Below are 22,528 nucleotides of genomic sequence, written 5' to 3' on the forward strand. Positions count from 1 at the left end.
AAACTAATATTTTAAATTAAATTTTCCATCCTGCTCTATCGGCCTGGTTTAACTGATCAGAGTTTGTAAAAAGCACTTGCATTCTCTCCAAAAATAAGTTTTCTTTCGGCCTCAGTAAATTGCATCGCATACTTACTTACCAAGGTAAACCAATCCTGGTATGGGCGACTGATGAGCATTACCGGCCAATCGCTGCCATACATCACCCTTTCGCAGCCAAAATTTTCAAAAATCACATCGAAACAATTAGATATTTCGACTTCCTTCCAGTTTTTCCAATCCGCTTCTACTAATAATCCGGAAACTTTGCATGATACATTTGTATTTTGCGCAAGCGTTTTGATATGACCAGACCATTTTTTGAGGTCTTGAGATTTTACATCGGGTTTAGCACAATGATCTAAAACCAGCGGTTGATCTGGAAGTTGGTCAACAAGCTCCAAAATACTTTCCAATTGGTTATGGTAGCAAAGTAAATCATAGGTGAATGCAAACTCATTAAGCTGCTTTACGCCATTAACAAATTTCGGATCGACAATAAACTCGTGGTTTTCGGCCTGCAAAACATGCCTGAAACCCTTAATCTTTTTAAAATTTTTCCAATGACTTAATCGATCTGGTAAATATTTGTCTTTCAAATCAACCCATCCCACTATTCCTTTGATCATTTCATTTTGTTCCGCAAGCGTAAGCAAAAAATCATTTTCAGCTTCCGACTGGTTTGCCTGAACCGCAACACAACCTGAAATTTGAAGCTCATTGTAAGTTCGCATTAAATTTTTTGGAGAAAAGTCTTTGCGGATGGCATTCATTTCCTCTGAAATCCAACTGTCTCTAACAGGGTCGAAATTCCAGAAATGTACGTGAGAGTCAATCATAAAAATTGTTATAGTTTAAAAATCTGGTCCATCAATCTCCATTTTTCGCCGGGTAAAGCACCGTGCAAGGCTTGCTGATATTTCCACATCAACGCTTCCCATTCCTGCACTTTCACATTTTGCAAATCGGCTGCTGTTTTCTTTTCAAAAGTAAAGCTGTCGTTTACATCCATTACCATGAAAAGGCGGGTTCCGGAAAGGTAAATTTCCATGTCATCTATCCCAGAAGATTTAATGCTTTCTAAAATTTCAGGCCAAACCGATTGATGATACTGCTTGTAAGCAGCAATTAGTTCGTCATTGTCGATCAAATCGAGCGTAAAGCAGTATCTTTTCATGTTAGTTTCCGCTGTAAACTTTAACAGTTTGTTTGCTGCTGCCTAAGCCATCAATGCCTAATTCTACCACATCACCGGCTTTCAAATACCATGGTTCAGGTTTTTGGCCCAAACCAACACCTGCAGGTGTTCCGGTAGTAATCACATCACCAGGTAAAAGTGTCATAAACTGGCTGATGTAGGAAATCATGAAAGGAACATTGAAAATCAGATTCGATGTGTTTCCATCTTGTAATGTTTTACCATTCACGGTTAGCCACAGGCGAAGATTGTGGACATCAGCAATTTCATCTTGCGTGGCAAGAAATGGGCCAATAGGGGCGAATGTGTCGCAGCTTTTACCCTTAACCCATTGTCCGTTTCTTTCCAGTTGGAATTCGCGTTCGCTGTAATCATTATGCAAAACATAACCTGCAACATGATCCAAGGCATTTTCTTCAGAAACATAACTGGCTTTTTTGCCAATCACGATAGCCAATTCCACTTCCCAGTCAGTTTTTTTGCTGTTTTTTGGAATCACTAAATCGTCATTCGGCCCAACGATTGCCGAGGTTGCTTTAAAAAACAAAATAGGTTCAGTTGGAATGGCCGCATTGGTTTCGGCAGCATGATCTTTATAGTTTAAGCCTACGCAAATAAGTTTTGATGGGCGAGCAAGGGCTGCTCCCAAACGTACATTTTGATCAATTTCTGGTAAATCAGCCGACTCAAGATCTTTCTTTAATTTTTCCAAACCGTCGCCACCAAAAAAGGCCTCGTTATAATCATCAACCAATGATGAAGCATCGTAATATTTTTCATTGATAATCACACCTGGTTTTTCAAATCCTGGCTCGCCAAATCGTATTAATTTCATTTTAGGAAGTATTTATATTGTATTTTATCTAATTATTTAATGTGGTAAAGCCGCCATCAATAGGATAATCGCAGCCGGTTATAAAAGAAGCCTCATCGCTACATAAATATAAGGCAAGTGCACCAACTTCCTCCGGCTTCGCCATTCTTCCAATCGGTTGAGTTTTCGAAAGTTTCTCAAACATTTCATCGATGTTATCCGGATAGTTCTTTTGTAGAAACCCATCAACAAAAGGGGTATGCACCCTGGCTGGAGAAATAGAGTTGCATCTGATATTTTCGCTGATATAATCTTTTGCAACGCTCATCGTCATCGCTTTAACTGCACCCTTTGCGGTACTATAAACAAAACGATCTGGTAGTCCGATTAATGCAGCAATGGAAGCCATATTGATAATCACACCACCGCCAGCTGCCCGCAATTGTGGGATAGCAGCGTACAAACAATTATATACGCCTTTTACATTTACACGCATTACCCTGTCGAAATCAGATTCTTCAGTGGTGTCGGCCTTACCAATATGGGCAATGCCAGCGTTGTTTATCAAAATGTTAATCGCTCCGATTTGATTAAAAATTTCTTTTACGGCCTGATGATCAGCAACGTCGCAAGCATAACTAAAAGCCTTGCCACCAGCCGCTTCAATTTCTGATAACGCTCCGGCAGCTTGTTCTATACCCAGCTCGATGATGTGCACTTCTGCACCCTGTTTTGCCAATATGGTTGCTATGGCTTTTCCAATTCCACTTCCACCACCTGTAACTACAGCCCGTTTATTTTGTAATGAAAACATATTTTTTTTTCAGATTAATAATTGATAATTTGGTTAAAATCCTGATCGAAATCTTAGTAAGAAGCAAATATATACAACGCTTCTCTTTGTTGTTGTTTTTACACTTACAAATAAAGCAGATATTCTTGATTAAAAATTTGATCTTATTATCAAAATACTTGCTTATGTTGTCATATTGCCTTTAAAGTTATTAAAAGATGGTTTACCTTGCAGAAATATTACATAATCCAAAAGCTATAATACTTATATTTGAATAATTTATTTATATTTAAATAAGCTTTTTAACCAAATGTTATTTCCTTAGCCTTGTTTTCAAGGTTTGTTATTAGAGCCAACCGAATGAGAAATTTTCTGATTTTAATTTTCCTTTTTATTTCCAGTAGTGCGATAGCGAATTCAGTAACGCCAGCAGCAAAATCAAAAACCATTTATTTATCCTCGCAAAGTGGTACACGTGAAAAGTTTGGCTTGAAACGCCTAACCGATGCTTTAGTTGCAAGCGGTTATAACGTTAAGTTTAGTGTGATTGATTATCGCCAAAAGTTTGTAAAGGGTAAAAATTCTATTGTTATCGGCACTGCAGACGACAAAATTTTTAAACCGCAATTCCCGGTTTCAATTCTCAAAAAGGCTTCTACAACTGGTAAAGAAGGTTTTTCTATCTCTTATGATCAATATGGTACCCTTTATATTATAGGTGCAGACCATTCAGGAACCCTTTATGGTTGTTTGGATTTGACCGATAAAATTGCTGAAAACAAAGTTCTCCCCGCAAAGCTTTCCTATACCGATCATCCGGAAATGGTGTTAAGGGGAACCTGCATTGGCCTTCAAAAACCGGATTATCTCCCAGGGCATGATGTTTATGAATATCCTTATACGGAGGAGTCTTTTCCATGGTTATATGATAAAAAGCTATGGATAAAATATCTGGATATGATGGTTGAAAACCGTTATAATTCTCTTTATTTATGGAACGGGCATCCATTTTCATCCTTATTAAGGCTTAAAGAATATCCTTATGCGGTTGAAGTTGATGATGCGACTCTAAAAAAGAACGAAGAAATTTTCCGTTTTCTAACCAGTGAGGCTGATAAACGTGGAATTTGGGTCATTCAGATGTTTTACAACATCATTATTCCAAAGCCTTTTGCCGATAAGCATGGCTTAAAAACCCAAGACAGGAACCGCCCGATTATTCCTTTGATTGCTGATTATACACAGCAATCTATTTCTGCCTTTGTAGCCAAATATCCAAATGTTGGTTTAATGGTTGCGCTAGGCGAGGCCATGGAAGGTGTCGGGCAGGATGATATCGACTGGTTTACCAAAACGATTATACCAGGTGTGAAAGATGGTTTGAAGGCAGCCGGCATTAAAGAAGAGCCGCCAATTGTTTTACGGGCGCATGATACCGATGCACCAGCGGTGATGAAGGCGGCTTTACCTTTTTATAAAAACTTATATACCGAAAATAAATTTAATGGCGAGGCTTTAACAACTTACGAACCTCGTGGAGCATGGGCAGAGCTCAACCGGAAATTGGCAGCCATTGGCACGGTGAACATTTCAAACGTTCACATCCTTGCAAATCTGGAGCCTTTTAGATATGGATCTGCAGATTTTATTCAGAAATCGGTTATAGCGATGAATAAAATATACAACGCGAAAGGTTTGCATTTGTATCCTCAACACAGCTATTGGGATTGGCCTTATGCCGCCGATGACGTGAAAGGAAGGATTTTAGAGGTAGATCGCGACTGGATTTGGTACAAGGAATGGGCAAGATACGCCTGGAAATCAGAACGTGATCGCCCACAGGAAATTAATTATTGGGGCAAGCAGCTTGCTGATAAATATGGTTCGAGCTTGGCGGATGGAAAATCAATTTTGAACGCCTATGAAGCGTCTGGAGAGATATCGCCAAAATTATTGCGTCGGTACGGCATTACCGATGGCAACCGCCAAACCTTAACTTTAGGTATGCTGATGACGCAGTTAATTAACCCTTTCCGTTATGGTTTATTTACCTTGATGTACGAATCGGAAGCGCCAGAAGGCGAGATGATTATTGAGTACGCTGAAAAGGAATGGAAAAAACAAGGTCATATTGGCGAAACGCCTGTTCAGGTTGCTAAAGAGGTGGTGGAACATGGTAAAAAGGCATTGGCATCTATCGAAAAGGTAAAAGCAACCAAAGATGTTGAAGAGTTTAATCGCCTTAAAAACGACATGTATTGCTATGATGAAATGGCTAATTTCTATGCAGAAAAGGTAAAATCAGCACTTTGGATTTTGAGATATAAATACTCTAACAACGTTGCAGATTTGGAGCAGGCATTGCCTTTTCTCCAAAAAAGTGTGGATCATTATGCTAAACTGGTAGAGCTTACTGAAAGCAGTTATTTATATGCCAATAGCATGCAAACCAAACAAAGAAAAATTCCGATGCGAGGGGTTGATAAAACTTTTATCCATTGGAAAGAAATGTTGCCTGTTTTTACAAAGGAATTAAACCATTTTAAGAAGAGCATCGATTCTTTAAAATCATTAAATGGGGCAGCTGTTGCTAAAGTTATGCCTTACAAAGCTGCTGAAGTAAATGTACTTAACGAATCTGCAAACTACATCATCAACAAAAATGTGGAGGTATTTACAGATACCACCGTTCAAATCAAAGAAGTTACCGAACAATTAATCGGTTTGAAAGGAATAAAAATTTCAAAGGAAAAGCAAGTTAAAACGGGTACCGAAATCAAATTTTCGACTAAAGCTCCGGTAAAGTTATTGGTGGGATTTTTCAATCAGAAAAACCCAAAATACCTGGCGCCACCGCAGTTGGAAACCGATGCAAGTGCAAATAACTATGGCCAGTCGGAAATTAAAATTTCGAATGCCTTGGTGCTAAATGGCTTTCCGCCTGCAAACGTACATGCTTATTCATTCCCGGCAGGAACGCATATGCTAAATCTGGGCAAGGGTGAATGTTTAATATTAGGTTTTATTGATGATAAACAAGAACTGCGTATCTTCAATGCAGGCTTAGATGGTAGAGGAAAAGATATAGACTGGTTATTTGAATAATGAGAAATACACGAAATTTTATAGCAACCATTTCCTTGTCGGTTATGGCGTTTACAGGCTTTGCACAGCAAAAATCTATTTTAGGCACTGAGAAATTAAATAAATATGTGTCGTATTTTAATTCAATTGATGATGAAGCGGTAAAAAATTATATTCCAAATGCCGACGCTTTTAATTGGCTGGCAGATCAGGCGCCTTTATTCGAATGCCCTGATTCTGTTCTGGAACAAAATTATTATTACCGTTGGTGGACCTTTAGAAAGCATTTGGTTAAAACACCAGAAGGATTCATTTTTACCGAATTTATTGAACCAGTAAAACACGCTGGGAAATATAACTCCATCAGTTGTGCCCTAGGACATCATATTTATGAAGGCCGTTGGTTAAAAGACAATAGCTATTTAAAAGATTATATCAAATTTTGGCTTTACAAGGCCGATGTTGGTCAAACAAAGCAACGTTTTCATCAATTTAGCAGTTGGGTTGATGATGCCGTTTATCAGAACTATCTGGTAAAACCTGATCAGGGTTTTTTAAAAGAAATTCTTCCGGCACTTGATGAAGATTATTCCAAATGGGAAACTCAGCGACAACTTAAAAATGGCTTGTTCTGGCAACATGATGTGAAAGATGGAATGGAAGAATCAGTGAGCGGCTCAAGGAAAGATCAAAATCAACGCCCTACCATTAACAGTTATATGTATGGAAATGCTGTGGCTTTGGCGAAGATTGCTGAAATGTCTAGCGATCAGAATTTGGTTTCAAAATATCAATCAAAGGCTAAAGCGATTAAAAAATTAGTGCAGGATAGTTTGTGGAATTCGTCTGAATCATTTTTCGAAACAAGGAAAGCAAAAGGTGGTTCGTCTGATGTACGCGAAGCAATTGGTTTTACACCCTGGGATTTCAACCTGCCTGATGATAAGGCAGAATACGCAAAGGCATGGAATCAATTACTGGATACCGCCGGCTTCAAAGCGCCTTGGGGATTAACCACTGCGGAGCGTCGGGAGCCAACTTTTAGAACCCGTGGTACGGGCCATAGCTGCGAATGGGATGGTGCACTTTGGCCCTTTGCAAGCTCGCAAACCTTAAAAGGGCTTTCGAATTTGCTCACAAACTACAAAAATCACGGTAAAATGAATGCACAGGTCTTTTATCAGGAGTTGCATCAATATGCGGCTTCTCATGTGAAAAACGGCAAACCGTACATTGGCGAATATCAGGATGAAAAAACGGGAGAATGGCTAAAAGGTGATAATCCTAGAAGTAGTTTTTATAATCACTCCACTTTTAACGATTTGATCATTAACGACCTGATTGGAGTAAAACCTCGCCAGGATAATATGTTAGAAATCTACCCATTAATTCCAAAAAATAAATGGGATTGGTTTGCTTTGGATAATCTAACTTACCATAATAAAATAGTGACTTTAATCTGGGATAAAACCGGGAAAAAGTACAACAAAGGAAAAGGTTTTACGGTGTTTGTTGATGGAGAAGAAATTTATAGATCTAAAACATTGAAGCCTGTAAAAGTTGAGATGAACTAAAGCCAATAAGTGGTTTGGCAGTTCGTCATTTTCGCGACGGCGAAACTCATAAAGCAGCATGTTATGCTTTAGGCTTAGTTAATTATAAATGATCACATCATAAATTAAAAATATAAATAGTAATAAACAAAATGAAACACATCCTAAAGTCGCTAATCTTTTTACTATTAATAGGTTTTTATTTATCCGTTAACGCACAATCGTTTTATAATGTTACCAAATATGGTGCGAGAAACGATAGCAGTAAATTGGCTACCGCTGCCATCAAAAAGGCAATTGATGCGGCATCAAAAGCAGGTGGCGGAACGGTTTATTTCCCAGCAGGAAAATATCTCACTGGGGCTATACATTTAAAAAGTAATATCACCATTTTTATTGATGCTGGTGCTGAATTGCACTTCAGCGATAACTTTGATGATTATTTGCCAATGGTAGAAAGTAGATACGAAGGGGTTGATGTTAAAAGTTTCTCGCCATTATTTTATGCTTACAAAGCGGAGAATATTTCCATCATCGGGCGTGGACTAATTGACGGCCATGGCAAGAAGTGGTGGGATTTTGTGGAAGGTTATAAAGAAGGGCAAGCTCGATCTAAATGGCAATATGAATTCGATAAATTAAACAAAGACATTCTTTTGCCAGATGATCCAAAGCAGATGAAACGAGGTTTTCTTCGTCCGCCGTTTATTCAAACCATGTTTTGTAAAAACGTATTAATCGAAGGCATCACCATACGGAATTCTCCATTCTGGACGGTTAACCCTGAGTTTTGCGAAAATGTAAAAATTCATGCAGTAACGATTAATAATCCGCACTCCCCAAATACGGATGGAATTAACCCGGAATCGTGTAAAAATGTTCACATTTCAGATTGCCATATTAGCGTTGGCGACGACTGTATCACGATTAAATCGGGTAAGGATGAACCTGGAAGAAGAATGGCAATTCCTGCCGAAAATTATGTAATTACCAATTGTACAATGTTATCTGGTCATGGCGGTGTGGTGATTGGCAGCGAAATGTCTGGCGATGTGCGAAAAATTACCATATCTAATTGCGTTTTTGATGGAACGGATAGAGGAATCAGAATTAAAACTGCAAGAGGAAGAGGTGGTGTAGTGGAAGAAATTCGGGTGAGCAACATCATCATGAAAGATATTAAGCAGCAAGCCATTGTCTTAGATATGCAGTACGCTAAAACCAATGTAGAACCCCTGTCTGATCGAACCCCAAAATTCAGAAATATCCACTTCAGTAATATCACAGGCCAGGTAAACCAGGCAGCTTACCTTAATGGCTTAGAAGAAATGCCGATTGAAAATATCACGTTTAACGATATTAATATGGATGCAAAAACTGGTTTTGATATCAGTTTTTCAAATAAAATTGAATTTCATAATGTACAGGTGAACACAGAAATGGGTGCTTCTTTAAAGGCATCTAGAGTAAATAATCTGGTAATTAATAATCTTAAAACGTATACTCCCCATAACGATGCAGCAGTGGTAGACTTAAAAAATGTAAGTAATTTATTTCTTTACAACTCTTTTCCAATGGTAGGAACAGGCACTTATTTGAGGTTAAGCGGTGCCGGAACGAAAAATATCTCTTTAGGAAATAACAATTTTAGAAACGCCAGGGTGGGTGTAAGAAAAGAAAAGGACGCCTTCGAAGCGATAGACTATGTTTCTGGTGATAAAGGACAATAGAACCTGATGAAAGTTAAATCGATTATTTTTATAGCTACGCTCTTATGTACCATCAAGGTTTCTGTTGCTCAACAAGCCAAGCAGGAACTTTGGTATAAACAATCTGCAGAGAAATGGACCGATGCCTTACCAATTGGAAACGGCAGAATTGGAGCAATGATTTATGGCGGTGTAACTCACGATCATATTCAGTTTAACGAAGAAACTTTATGGACCGGAAAGCCTCGTGACTATAATCGGAAAGGCGCCTATAAATACCTTCCGGAGATTAGAAAACTACTTTTCGATGGGAAGCAAAAAGAGGCTGAAGCACTTGCGCAGAAAGAATTTATGGGTCTGCAAAGTGAAGCAGGCGATCGTAAGGCCTGGGTGGCGGAAATGAAGAAAGGTAAGGGAATCACCGGTAACCCTGCTTCAGCGAATTATGACGACAAACTTTGGAAAACAATTGCGGTACCCGCTTATGAAGGTTGGGAAACTGTAGGTTTAGCTAATGTTGATGGTTCAGTTTGGTTTAGAACAACTTTTGATGTAGCACAGAGCTGGGCAGGTAAAGATTTGGTACTCGATCTTAACAAAATTTTCGATCAGGACTTTACTTACGTAAACGGCCAATTGGTTGGCAATACCGATGGCCCCGATTCCAGAAGATATACTGTGCCTTCAAAACTGATTAAACCTGGTAAGAACGTAATTGCTATCCAGGTGCTTAACTACTACGATCGTGGTGGGATAGGTGGATATAAGGATACGAGTAAAAAGATCGGTGTTTATCCCGTAGGTGCAACAATTGAACAAGGCGTTTCGTTAGTGAAAAATTGGAAATATAAAATTCAAGATCAAAATCCTCCAGCCGTTCCGCAGTATCAAGCCAGTTATCAGCCTTTTGGTGATTTGAATTTACAATTTGCTCAGCAAGGTTCAATTAGTAAGTACAAGCGTTCTCTTGATTTAGCAACTGCAACCGTTCGCACTGCTTATCAGGCAAATGGAGTGAATTTTATTAGAGAATATTTTGCGAGTCAGCCTAACCAGGCGATCGTGATAAATCTTACTGCCGACCGTAAAAAATCAATCAGTTTCACTGCTGTTTTATCTAGTTTACATCAAAAGTCTGTGGTAAAAGTGTTGCCGAATAACACACTTTCACTTACCGTAAATGTGAAAGATGGCGTATTGAGGGGCGAAAGCAGGTTGACTATCCAGGTTAAAAATGGATCGATAAAAACAATCGGTGAAAAAGTTCAGGTGATTAATGCTGATGAAGCCACATTATATTTAACGGCGGGAACTAATTTTATAAATGCTCAAAACGTTTCTGGCGATCCAGCCAAGGCAAATATCCAAGCGCTAACCTCGTTGACAGGTAAGTCGTACGCAGAAGTGAAGAAAAATCATGTTCAGGAATATCAGGCTTATTACAGTAAATTCAAAGTAAATTTTGGTGCCTCGGAAAATGAGATACTGCCAACTAATGAACGTTTAGTAAAGTTTGCAACTTCAAATGATCCTGCTTTCGCTGCACTTTACATACAATATGGTCGGTATTTGTTGATTTCCAGTTCAAGGCCTGGTACACAACCCGCAAATCTTCAAGGGATTTGGAATGATTTACTTACGCCACCATGGGGGAGTAAATACACCACAAACATTAACATGGAGATGAATTACTGGCCAACGGAAATTCTAAATCTTTCGCCATTAAATGAGCCTTTGGTTAAGAAAATAGAAGGTCTGGCGAAGGCAGGGGCAGAAACTGCTCGTGAGTATTATGATGCACCGGGTTGGATTTTGCACCACAATACTGATATTTGGAATGCTACAGCGCCAATAAATGCCTCCAATCATGGAATTTGGGTAAGCGGTGCTGCCTGGTTAAGTCAGCATTTGTGGGAACATTATGCATTTAGCCAGGATAAAAAATTCTTAAGTGAAGAAGCTTATCCCTTGATGAAAGGAGCGGCGTTGTTTTTTGATGCTTTTTTGGTTAACGATCCGAAAACAGGTTGGTTAATCAGTACGCCTTCCAACTCGCCAGAAAACGGTGGCTTAGTTGCCGGGCCAACGATGGATCATCAAATCATCCGTACCTTATTTAAAAATTGCATTGCTGCTGCCGATATTTTAGGTGTTGATCGTGAACTGAGAAATTCATTGGCAGTAAAGCTGAAGTTAATTGCACCAAACCAAATCGGAAAATACGGGCAGTTGCAAGAATGGTTAGAGGATAAAGACGATACCACAAATAAACATCGTCACGTTTCCCATTTATGGGGTGTATTTCCTGGAAATGACATCACCTGGAGTCAGGATGAAAAGATGATGAATGCCGCAAAACAATCTCTGCTTTATCGCGGCGATGAAGCCACTGGCTGGAGCTTGGCATGGAAAATTAACTTTTGGGCAAGATTTAAAGATGGCGACCATGCCATGGAACTGGTAAAAATGTTGCTAAAACCAGCGAAAAGTGGAGCTGGATCCTATGTAAACTTATTCGATGCCCACCCACCATTTCAGATTGACGGAAATTTTGGTGGTGCAGCCGGCATCGCAGAAATGATTGTCCAAAGCCACCAGGGATTTATCGATATTCTACCTGCCTTACCAACAGAAATCCCTCAGGGAGAGATTAGTGGATTGCAGGCCAGAGGTGGTTTCGAGCTAGATATTAAGTGGAAGGACGGAAAACTGGAAGCACTCGAGGTGAATTCTAACGCTGGCGGAACATGTTTAATTCGCTATAAAAATCAAACCATTAGTATTTCGACCCAGCCAGGTGAAGTTTATAAGTTAAGTGGGGATTTAAAAACGCTTTAAATCTTATGTAAATCGTCATTGCGAGGTACGAAGCAATCTTAAAGCAACTGCAAAATTAAATTAATGAATAAGACTGCTTCGTGCCTCGGGATAACGCATAACGTTATTGTATGAAAAATTTAAAAGTATCATTTCTTGCCATTTTCCTTTGTTTAGCATCCGGTGCTTTCTCGCAAAACAACCGAAAAGACATTCTACTTAATGCCAACTGGGTAAGCATTGCTGATGAAAAAAACATCAATGCCTACAATGGGTTTGAAAATACCACCTTTAAAACCAATAACTGGAAAACCCTAAACGTTCCCCACAACTGGGACCAATACGAAGGATATCAAAGAAAACTTCACGGCAATAAACATGGTTACGCCTGGTATAGAAAAACCTTCAAAAGCAACGAAATTAAAGCTGGCAAAAGGTTTTTCTTATACTTTGAAGGTGTTGGCTCTTACGCCACCATTTGGCTAAATGGAAACAAAGTTGGTTATCATGCTGGTGGAAGAACTACGTTTACTTTAGATGTGACCGACATTATCAAATCAAATAATCAGGAAAACTTATTGGCTGTTAGGGCAGATCACCCTGCAAACATCCAGGATTTACCCTGGGTAGATGGAGGTTGCTCTACCGAAAGAGGCTTTTCCGAAGGTTCGCAGCCTATGGGTATTTTCAGACCAGTACATCTCATCGTGACCAATGAGTTGCGAATTGAGCCTTTTGGTGTTCACATTTGGAATGATAATAGGATTTCAGAAAAATCTGCCCTGCTGAATTTTGCTACTACTGTCAAAAATTATGGTTCAAAACCTAAATCAGTAACAATCTACAACCAGTTGTTAGATGCTGAAGGCACTATCGAAAAAGCACTGCCTAAAAAAATAGTTATCCCGGCAGGCAAAGAGGTTGTAATAAATCAAGAAACCGATGAGATTATTAATCCCAAATTATGGTCGCTCGAGAACCCATATTTATATACTTTGAAAACATCCATTATCGAAAATGGTAAGGTAATAGATGAAATAAAAACGCCTTACGGAATCAGATGGATTAGCTGGCCAATTGGTGAACAAGCAAATCAAAAAGTATTTCTTTTAAATGGAAAGCCAGTTTTTATCAATGGAATTGCAGAATATGAGCACTTAATTGGCAACAGTCATGCTTTTAGCAATGAGCAGATTCGCTCGCGAGTAATACAAATTAAATCTGCGGGTTTCAACGCTTTCCGCGATGCACACCAACCGCATAATTTACTTTACCAAACCTATTGGGATGAACTTGGTATTTTAAGCTGGACCCAAATGGCAGCTCATATCTGGTATGATACGCCTGAGTTTAGAAAAAACTTCAAATCATTACTGGTCGACTGGGTTAAGGAACGCAGAAATAGTCCGTCGGTTGTATTGTGGGGCTTAGAAAATGAGAGTACTTTACCCGAAGATTTTGCAAAAGAATGCACCGAACTGATCAGGAAATTAGATCCGACGGCATCATCGCAAAGAAAAGTAACCACTTGTAATGGGGGTAAAGGGACCGATTGGGATGTGCCGCAAAACTGGACAGGAACTTACGGCGGCAATCCTGCAACTTATGGAGAAGATTTAAAAAGACAGGTTTTGGTTGGCGAATATGGTGCCTGGAGAACGATTGATCTTCATGAGGTTGATGCAAACGGAAAAGGTTTTACTGAAAACAAAATGACCGATTTGATGGAAACCAAAGTTCGTTTGGCAGAAACGGTAAAAGATCAAACTGCTGGCCATTTCTTCTGGCTATATAGTTCACATGATAATCCTGGGCGGGTACAGGGGGGAGAAGGCCTGCGAGATTTAGACCGAATTGGTCCGGTAAATTATAAAGGAATGTTTACCCCGTGGGAAGAGCCGACTGACGTTTTTTACATGTTCAGAGCCAATTATGCGCCAAAAGCTACCGAGCCTATGGTTTATATTGTTTCCCATACCTGGCCAAATCGCTGGTCAATACCAGGGATAAAAGACAGCATTGTGGTTTATTCCAACTGCGATGAGGTAGAGCTTTTTAATGATGTAGATGGAGCATCATTAGGCAAGCAAAAACGTGGCGCTATCGGAACACATTTCCAATGGAATAAGCCAAATATAAAATATAATGTGCTTTACTCAGTCGGATATGTTAATGGAAAGGCTGTCGCCAAAGATCAAATGGTGTTAAATAGCCTACCGAAATCTCCAAATTTTGATCGCTTGGTAATTAATACCGATGTTTTAAAACCTCAAGATAAGTACAAGTATTTATATCGGTTAAATTGTGGTGGACCATCTTATCAAGATCATTTCGGGAACCAATGGCTGGCAGATCAACAGTTATCTTCCAATACTAAAAATTACGGTTCAACCTCCTGGACTTCCAGTTTTCCTGGAGTACCGTCATTTTTTGCTAGTCAGCGAAGAACCTTTTCGCCAATCGCGGGCAGTTCAGATTGGAAGCTCTTCCAATCCTTCCGTTATGGTAGAGATCAGTTGAAGTTTAGTTTTCCTGTCCCAAAAGATGGCGAATATTTAGTAGAGCTATATTTTATTGAACCTTGGCTGGGAATAGGTGGTGGCATGAATGCTGAAAAAATGAGGTTGTTTGATGTAGCCGTTAACGACAAAACCGTGCTAAAAGATGTTGACATCTGGAAAGAAGCAGGTGCTAATGCTGTTTTAAAGAAAGCAATAAAAATTTTCAGCAAAGCGGGACAATTGACGATATCGTTTCCGCAGACCAAAGTTGGGCAGGCGCTTATTTCGGCGATCGCCGTTGCGAGCTTAGATAAAATTCAAATTCCTGAAAATCAATCTAATTCGATTGTGAATATTCAGACTAGCAAAAACTACAAATTAAATAGCTGGATGGATATTGGCGATAAACAATTTAATGATTCGTCTGTGGAATTTACTTCCTTGCCACCAAATTTATATGGCGCAGAGTGGATTCAAACCAGTAAAGTGGATAAAGATTTTGTTTTTAAGCTAAATGCAGTAGCTGATGTTTTCGTGGCTTTAAATGATAGCGATGCCAAGCCAGTCGATTACGAGGATACCAAAACGCAGATTACAAATAGCGATGAAGAAAACTTTATGGTCTTCCGCAAAAGGTTTTCAGCAAATGACCAGGTCACAGTGAGAGGCAACGTGAGAGCGATAGCCATTGTTCCGCCAAGTGAACTCGAGCCAGCATACGATTTAAAAACAGTGACTAGTTACAAAGCAACTGATGCAAAACTGGCAGGTCAGAGTATTGTTAAACAAAATTTAATGGATAAGCAACGCGTTATTTTTAAAGAAAGTAGCGGAGGGATTTTAGAATGGTCGATAGGCGTTGGAGTGGCCGATACGTATTCTTTAACCATCAAATACCATAATCCATTTTCAAAAGTTTCAAGAGCTAAAATCGAATTTCTTTCTGCGGATGGCACTTTAATGAAAACAGAACAGGCCGAATTTGCCCCAACAAAATCAGGTAAATGGAATTATCTGAATACCAATACGGGCAGCATGATCAATGCAGGAAGTTATAAAGTGCGTTTAATTGCAATAGATGCGAAAGAGTTGGCGATTGATGCTTTAGATGTGCAATAGGGTATCAGTTAGGAGTTATCATTTGCGAATTACCTGTTTGGGTTTTTATTAGTTACGGGTTGAAGGTTGAAGGTTACAAGTTAAGACTTCGTAAAATACAGCTAGTCCTTTTAATGATCGCGAGGAGATATAAACTTATATTGGATAAGTGTTTCATTTTTCGGCTTACAGATATGTAACTGCTAACTCGTTACCCGTAACACTATCCTTAAAGATAAGATGGTACAAGATGTAGCCAAAATCTTATATGAATGCTGATGTTTAGAAATGCATATTTGTTTTAACCAAATTAATAAACGAGCCAATAAGTAATGAAAGGTCTTCCTATTTTCGATCTTGCGATAATCTTCATATACCTTGTTGGGATGATATTAGTTGGGGTTTATTTTTCAAGAAAAAATAAAAACTCCGAACAATTTACAAAAGCTTCGGGCCTTATTCCCGGATGGGCAATAGGTTTATCAATTTATGCAACGTTTCTAAGCAGCAATACTTTTTTGGGGGTTCCTGGGAAAGCCTTTGGAAGCAACTGGAATGCATTTGTTTTTAGTATTTCTATGCCGCTTGCCGCTTGGGTAGCCTCAAAATATTTTGTTCCTTTTTACCGCAATACAGGAGAAATTTCTGCCTATACACATTTAGAAAAACGATTCGGCGCCTGGGCGAGGGTTTACGCAGTGCTTTGTTTTTTACTTACGCAACTGGCCAGAATGGGGTCCATATTCTTCGGCATTGCACTAAGTTTACAAGCGTTAACCGGGTATTCCATGCAAATGATCATGATTGTGATGGGCATCTGCATTATTTTTTATACCGTGTTAGGTGGAATTGAAGCAGTAATCTGGACCGAAGTGGTGCAGGCTGTAGTGAAAACATTCGGCGCTCTACTTATCCTGTACCTCATCATTACCAATATGCCAGGCGGCGTTTCTAAAATCGTAGAAATTGGTAAATCGGCAGATAAATTTAGTCTGGGAAGTTTTAAAATGGATTTCGTCGGCTCTTCGTTTTGGGTAGTGTTGTTGTATGGGTTCTTTATCAATCTGAACAATTTCGGGATGGATCAAAACTATATCCAACGTTACCATACCGCATCATCAAGTAAAGCTGCATCTAAATCAATATGGCTTTGTGTATGGTTATATATTCCAGCATCGCTATTATTTTTTATTATAGGATCTTGCTTGTTCGCCTACTACGAAGTTAATCCGGACTTGGTGCAATCCATTAAACACCAGGTAGCACTTGAAAGATTGCCCGTGGGTACAAATGCTTCAGAGGTTTTGAAACTGCAAAATGCATTGCTTCCATCAGATTACGGCGATAAGATTATGCCGCATTTCATGGTCACGAAAATTCCGGTAGGGTTGGTTGGATTAATCGTTTCAGCAATTTTATCGGCAGCAATGAGTACTATCAGTTCTGGTATGAATGCATCTGCAACGGTTTTCTCTGAAGATATTTACAAGCGATACATCAAACCCGATGTAACGGAAAAACAGAACCTGTCGCTGCTACACATTGCAACGATTGGTTTTGGCTTATTGGGGATGATTGCCGGAATTGCAATGATTGGGGTTAAAAGCATTTTGGATGTTTGGTGGGAACTTTCGGGGATATTTGCTGCTGGTATGCTGGGTTTATTTTTACTTGGAATTATTAGTAAACAAACAAAAAACCACGAGGCGATAATCGCAACCATCATCGGAATTGTCGTCATTATCTGGATGACATTTTCCACCCTATTGCCACCGGAATATGAAAATTTCAGGAACCCTTTGCATAAAAACATGATTATCGTAATCGGCACGCTGACCATATTTTTAGTTGGAATTTTCGTTACAAAAATCAAGAAGAGAAAAATAGAAACTGCAAATTAATATCATTTGATTGCACAAATTATCATATTAAATCCCACATCAATATAAAATGGAAAATGCACAAAAAGGGTTCATCCCGGTAATGCTCACACCTTTTTTAAGTAACGGCGAGATAGATTATCCTGCCCTCACGCAATTAACCGAAATCTATTTGCAAGCGGGTTCTTCTGGTTTATTTGCCAATTGCCTTTCGAGCGAAATGTTTGAATTAACTGATAAGGAACGTATCCAAGCCATTAAACATGTAATAAAAGTAGCAGATGGTTCGGTACCGGTGATGGCTACCGGAACTTTCGGTGGTCCAATTACTAAACAAGCAGATTTTGTTAAAGAAGTGAGCGATTTAGGCGTTGAAGCTGTAATTGCCATCACAGGTTTGTTGGCAGATGAGCAAGAAAGCGATGCTGTTTTTAATGATCGGGTTTATGACTTGCTGAATCAAACTGGCAAAATTCCGATCGGTTTTTATGAATGTCCTGTGCCTTACAAAAGGGTTTTGAAACCTGAACAGTTGGCAGATTTTGTATCGACAGGAAGAGTGATCTACCACAAAGATACCTGTCTGGATTTAACACAGATTAAAGAAAAACTTCGGCTTACGGAAGGCAACGCTTTTGGTTTATATGATGCGTATATTGTGCATGCCGTAGAATCTTTAAAGGCGGGGTCGTCTGGTTTATCCTGCATTCAGGGTAATTATTTTCCGGAGTTAATCGTATGGCTTTGCGACCGCTATAATGATGAAAGTCTGGTTCAAGAAGTAAATGCTGTTCAGCAATTTTTAATCGATAATATGGATGTAATGCACAATGTTTATCCAATAGTTTCGAAATATTTTCTTCAAAAAAGAGGGTTAAATATCTCAACATTTACGAGGAGAAATGTAGGATCATTTACACCGACCATAGTTAAGGAGGTAGAGAAATTATATGACGATTACACTGCTTTAAGAACGGATTTAAATATCCAGGTATTTATTTAGTTTGGCCGCAGATTCGAAGATGATAATTGTTAATTTTAAATCTCAGCACTTTAGTATTCCAAACAACGATTTTTTGTGATTTCGTATCAGGTGAATCAAAAAATCATAATTAATTATTCTTAATCAATCTGCGAATCTGCGGCCCAGATATTATGATGCTAATTCAAATATTTTCTTTTATAGTCCAGCGGCGTCATCCCGGTAACTTTCTTAAAATGCCGGTAAAAGTTCGAAACGTTGTTGAAACCGCAATCAAAACAGATTATTTCGGTAGGGAGCTTGTTTTCTATTAAAAACCTGCAGGCGTGGCTTACCCTTATTTCAATCAGGAAATCATAGAAAGTCTTTTTGGTCATCAACTTAAAATAACGGCAAAACGAGGTTACGCTCAAATTACTCAAATTAGCCACCTCTTCAAGTGTAATGTCCTTTTTATAGTTGCTTAAAGTATAATTACAGATTTTATTGATACGCAAAGTCTCTGATTCGTTCGATCGATAGAAAGTATTTTTGCTCGTCACGATGGTCGAATACTCGTCAGTTTCGGCCAATGTTTTCAGTATGGATAACAAAATAATAATGCGGTCTAAATTTGTCGCATCAATAGCAGAACGCATTAGCTTAACCAACTTTTCTTTTGCCATTCCATTAATAACCATTCCACTTTTCGCTTTTTCAAATAGCTTTGGCAATAAATAGGCTTCGGGTAAATTGAGCATATATTTTCCCAGGCAATCAGGCAAAAAGTGAATCACCATCGCTTCGGTGTTAAGCTCCCGGTTATTTTGAAAGTACTCATCCTTACAACGCCAAGTGTGAGGTAAGTTTTCGCCTAGCAGAATCATTTCATCCGGCTCAAAATTACTGATGTTATCCCCAATAAACCGAACACCTTCTCCTTTGATTACATAATGCAATTCCAGTTCTGGATGGTAATGCCAAATGTTTCCAAAATCAGGTTTAATATCATGACGGATACTAAATGAACTTTGAAGCGTAACGGGAACTTTATGAAAGTGAGGTTTCATATTTATTGAACTAATATTTGGTTAAGATTAAATATCATTATTATTTAATCGTGCTGCTAATTGACTTAAAGTTAGTAATTTTTATGGTAATATCCTATATTAATTTGATAAAAACTATTATTAAATAACGTTTTCTATTGTTGAGTTTTGTATATAGCCCAATAAGGTTTAACCAAAATATAAGCTGACAAATTATTTTTATATAAATTTTTTGTTCATTAATAAATTATGAGAGAAGGTTATCAAGGAGAAATTCTGCTTGTTTCTAGCGGAGATTTACGACTTTCAGCAAATCAGAATTGCTGGCCGGCGCAAGTTGCAATGGAGAAAGATTTAACTGCTGCCATTGAAAAACTAGGTGGGAAAGTTAAAAGAGCTCATCAATATAATTCAGAGAAAAAACACGGTTTTATCGACTCGCAAAGAATGGGTATGGATATTTTTAGAAATATTGATCCAAACCAACCTTTAATAGTTGCTGAAAGTGTTTGGCAATATTCTCATCACGTTCTTGCAGGTTTAATCACGCATAAAGGTCCGATATTAACGGTAGCCAACTGGAGTGGACAATGGCCTGGTTTAGTAGGAATGCTCAATTTAAATGGGTGCTTAACCAAAGCGGGCGTTTCTTATAGCACTTTGTGGAGCGAAAATTTTACCGATGAATTTTTTATCGACGGCTTACAAGAATGGATTTTAACTGGTAAAATCACTTACGATCAAAGTCATGTTAAAAGCTTAGCGCTAAACAAAATACCGGCAGAAGATGAAAAAGTAGGAAGAGCATTTGCCCGTTCGTTAAAAGAACGTAAGGTTATAATGGGTGTTTTCGATGAAGGTTGCATGGGAATGTACAATGCCATCATCCCTGATGAGCTGCTCCATAAAACCGGTTTCTTTAAGGAACGATTGAGTCAATCGGCACTTTACGCAGCGATGCTGGAAGTTACCGAGAATGAGGCTGAAGAGGTTCTTCAATGGTTGCTCAAAAAAAGAATGACTTTTAATTGGGGAACAGATAAAGTGACCCAACTTACCCGCAAACAAACATTAGAGCAGTGCAAAATGTATATTGCAGCCTTGCGCATTGCTGATGATTTTAGTTGCGACACCATTGGAATCCAATATCAACAGGGTTTAAAAGATTTAACCGTTGCCAGCGATTTGGTGGAGGGATTACTCAATAATCAGGATCGTCCTCCGGTTTATTCAAAGTCAGGGAAAGAACTTTATCCTCAAAAAGCATTGCCACATTTTAACGAAGTTGATGAATGTGCTGGTTTAGATGCTTTGGTAACTTATCAACTTTGGAATGAGTTGGGAATGTCTGGTGAAACAACTTTACACGATATCCGTTGGGGAGAATATTACAAAGGTGGCGAGGTTGATGGTTTTGTCTGGTTATTCTTAATTTCGGGTGCTGCTCCACCGGCACATTTTATTGATGGTTACACTGGTGCCAGTAGCGATCGGCAACCGGCAATGTATTTTCGCTTGGGCGGTGGGTCTTTAAAAGGCATAAGTAAACCCGGCTTTATCGTTTGGAGTAGGGTATATGTGAAGGATAACGAATTACATTGCGATTTAGGAGTGGGAGAAGTGGTCGCCCTGCCGAAAGAAGAAACTGAAAGAAGGTGGAATGGAACCACACCAGAGTGGCCAATTATGCATGCCATATTAAAAGGTGTAAGTCGCGATCAGTTAATGGCCAGGCATCAGGCCAACCACATTCAGGTGGTTTACACAAATTATGAAGCCAATGCGCATGAAGCTTGTAGAATTAAGGCTGCAGCTTTGGATGAATTGGGTTTAAAAGTGCACTTTTGTGGTGATGTCAACTTATCAAAAAATAGAATTTAATTTAAATATACTCAAACATGAAATTATCAATATTAGCTTTGCTGTTAACGTTTTCTACTGTAGCAACAACTTTTGCTCAAAAAATGACTCCTGAAGAAAAAGCGAAGTATGTAAAATCGATTACCGAACGTGCTGATAAAATTGTGGCAAACCTGGGAATTGCAGATGCGAAAAAAGCGGAAAAGGTTAGAAACATCATCAGAGATCAATACAGCAACCTAAATGATATTTATGCTGTTAGAGATTTAAAAGCAAAAGAAATTAAAAGCAAACTGGAAGGCAACAAGGTAGAAAGAGATTCTGCTTTGGTTAAGCAAAATAGAGGGGTGATGGAATCGTTGGCCAAACTTCATAATAAATATATCAGCAAGCTTTCTGCTCATTTGAGCCAGGATCAAATTGATTTGGTAAAAAATGGAATGACTTACAACGTTTTGCCAATTACTTATAAAGCTTACCAGGAAGAGATTTTAACACTAACTGAAGATCAGGAAAAACAGATTTTGGTTTGGCTTACTGAAGCTCGTGAATATGCAATGGATGCAGAATCATCAGATAAGAAACATGCCTGGTTTGGAAAATATAAGGGAAAAATTAATAATTACCTTTCTGCTGCTGGCTACGATTTGAAAAAAGAAGGCATTGAGTGGGAGAAAAGACGTAAAGCGAAGGCGCAAGGAAATTAGCTTTTAGCTGCTTAATTATGGATGATTAAACAGCTAAATTTTTTTTAATATTTTTTATTTAAGAATATTTCATTTATATATGAATTTTGTTTCTATATTGTATCCTAATTAAAAATTGTATAAACAGTAACCATTGATGTTTATGCTTTTTGATAATATAGTATAGTAACAACTTTAAATTTTTACTAAGACATTATAACTTTACTTTATTTAGTAGTTTTATTATACTTTCTAACCAAACAAAACATTAACGAAATATGAGCCATCTTTGCTAAAGTTTGATCAGCATACTAAGTAAAAAAGAAGCAACCGTAACCATTGTTTAACTAACAAGTAGAAACGAAAGATCAAAATATAACGCATCCATTCATTTCTTCAGAAGATAACTAGCATCAATTCATCTGTAAAGTCAAAATAAATTTTTTTTAACATAAAAATACCTCACAAAATAAATTTGATACAAGC

14 protein-coding genes are annotated in these 22,528 nt (G+C 38.5%); 9 read left to right on the forward strand and 5 right to left on the reverse strand.

The genetic code is table 11. The features are described 5' to 3' along the window. Positions 1–56 precede the first annotated feature (56 nt). The 4 genes from AC3ITD_RS06295 to AC3ITD_RS06310 are packed head-to-tail and all read right to left on the reverse strand — an operon-like array spanning position 57 to position 2,865. Entirely contained in the window at positions 57–878 is an 822-nt protein-coding gene (locus AC3ITD_RS06295; protein WP_489365001.1) for an amidohydrolase family protein, read from the reverse strand. Positions 879–886: 8 nt separating this feature from the next. Further along, positions 887–1,216, reverse strand: coding sequence for an L-rhamnose mutarotase (locus AC3ITD_RS06300; RefSeq protein WP_265801177.1), 330 nt, complete (start codon positions 1,214–1,216; stop codon positions 887–889). A gap of 1 nt (position 1,217) precedes the next feature. Beyond that, positions 1,218–2,072 carry a fumarylacetoacetate hydrolase family protein gene (locus AC3ITD_RS06305; RefSeq protein ID WP_489365004.1) on the reverse strand — a complete coding sequence of 285 codons (855 nt, stop codon included), beginning with the start codon at positions 2,070–2,072 and terminating at the stop codon, positions 1,218–1,220. Positions 2,073–2,100: 28 nt separating this feature from the next. After that, positions 2,101–2,865: an SDR family NAD(P)-dependent oxidoreductase gene (locus AC3ITD_RS06310; RefSeq protein WP_489365006.1), complete on the reverse strand. Its 765-nt coding sequence runs from the start codon at positions 2,863–2,865 to the stop codon at positions 2,101–2,103. 339 nt (positions 2,866–3,204) lie between these two features. Here AC3ITD_RS06310 and AC3ITD_RS06315 point away from each other — a divergent pair, with 339 nt between their 5' ends. The 7 genes from AC3ITD_RS06315 (at position 3,205) to AC3ITD_RS06345 (ending at position 18,489) form a co-directional block, all read left to right on the forward strand. After that, positions 3,205–5,949, forward strand: coding sequence for an alpha-d-galacturonidase (locus AC3ITD_RS06315; RefSeq protein ID WP_489365008.1), 2,745 nt, complete (start codon positions 3,205–3,207; stop codon positions 5,947–5,949). After that, entirely contained in the window at positions 5,949–7,502 is a 1,554-nt protein-coding gene (locus tag AC3ITD_RS06320) for an MGH1-like glycoside hydrolase domain-containing protein (protein ID WP_489365010.1), read from the forward strand. Before AC3ITD_RS06315 ends, AC3ITD_RS06320 begins: the two co-directional genes overlap by 1 nt. Positions 7,503–7,633: 131 nt before the next feature. Beyond that, positions 7,634–9,211: a glycoside hydrolase family 28 protein gene (locus tag AC3ITD_RS06325; protein WP_489365013.1), complete on the forward strand. Its 1,578-nt coding sequence runs from the start codon at positions 7,634–7,636 to the stop codon at positions 9,209–9,211. A 6-nt stretch (positions 9,212–9,217) separates the two neighbouring features. Beyond that, a complete protein-coding gene (locus AC3ITD_RS06330; protein WP_489365015.1) occupies positions 9,218–12,028 on the forward strand; it encodes a glycoside hydrolase family 95 protein in 2,811 nt (936 codons plus the stop codon). A 110-nt stretch (positions 12,029–12,138) separates the two neighbouring features. Beyond that, positions 12,139–15,627, forward strand: a complete 3,489-nt coding sequence (locus AC3ITD_RS06335; RefSeq protein WP_489365017.1) for a malectin domain-containing carbohydrate-binding protein — start codon at positions 12,139–12,141, stop codon at positions 15,625–15,627. 311 nt (positions 15,628–15,938) lie between these two features. Continuing rightward, the gene (locus AC3ITD_RS06340) at positions 15,939–17,507 is read left to right on the forward strand and encodes a sodium:solute symporter family protein (RefSeq protein ID WP_489365019.1); all 1,569 of its coding nucleotides are present in this window, start codon (positions 15,939–15,941) and stop codon (positions 17,505–17,507) included. A 49-nt stretch (positions 17,508–17,556) separates the two neighbouring features. After that, the gene (locus AC3ITD_RS06345) at positions 17,557–18,489 is read left to right on the forward strand and encodes a dihydrodipicolinate synthase family protein (protein WP_489365021.1); all 933 of its coding nucleotides are present in this window, start codon (positions 17,557–17,559) and stop codon (positions 18,487–18,489) included. Positions 18,490–18,647: 158 nt separating this feature from the next. Here AC3ITD_RS06345 and AC3ITD_RS06350 read toward each other — a convergent pair whose 3' ends face one another. Continuing rightward, the gene (locus AC3ITD_RS06350; RefSeq protein ID WP_489365024.1) at positions 18,648–19,517 is read right to left on the reverse strand and encodes an AraC family transcriptional regulator; all 870 of its coding nucleotides are present in this window, start codon (positions 19,515–19,517) and stop codon (positions 18,648–18,650) included. 228 nt (positions 19,518–19,745) lie between these two features. Here AC3ITD_RS06350 and AC3ITD_RS06355 point away from each other — a divergent pair, with 228 nt between their 5' ends. Beyond that, on the forward strand, positions 19,746–21,377 hold the full coding sequence (locus AC3ITD_RS06355) for a fucose isomerase (RefSeq protein WP_489365026.1): 1,632 nt from the start codon (positions 19,746–19,748) through the stop codon (positions 21,375–21,377). 17 nt (positions 21,378–21,394) lie between these two features. Then, the gene (locus AC3ITD_RS06360; RefSeq protein WP_489365028.1) at positions 21,395–22,063 is read left to right on the forward strand and encodes a DUF3826 domain-containing protein; all 669 of its coding nucleotides are present in this window, start codon (positions 21,395–21,397) and stop codon (positions 22,061–22,063) included. Positions 22,064–22,528 lie beyond the last annotated feature (465 nt).

It is taken from the genome of Pedobacter sp. KH_004 (genome assembly GCF_057840755.1).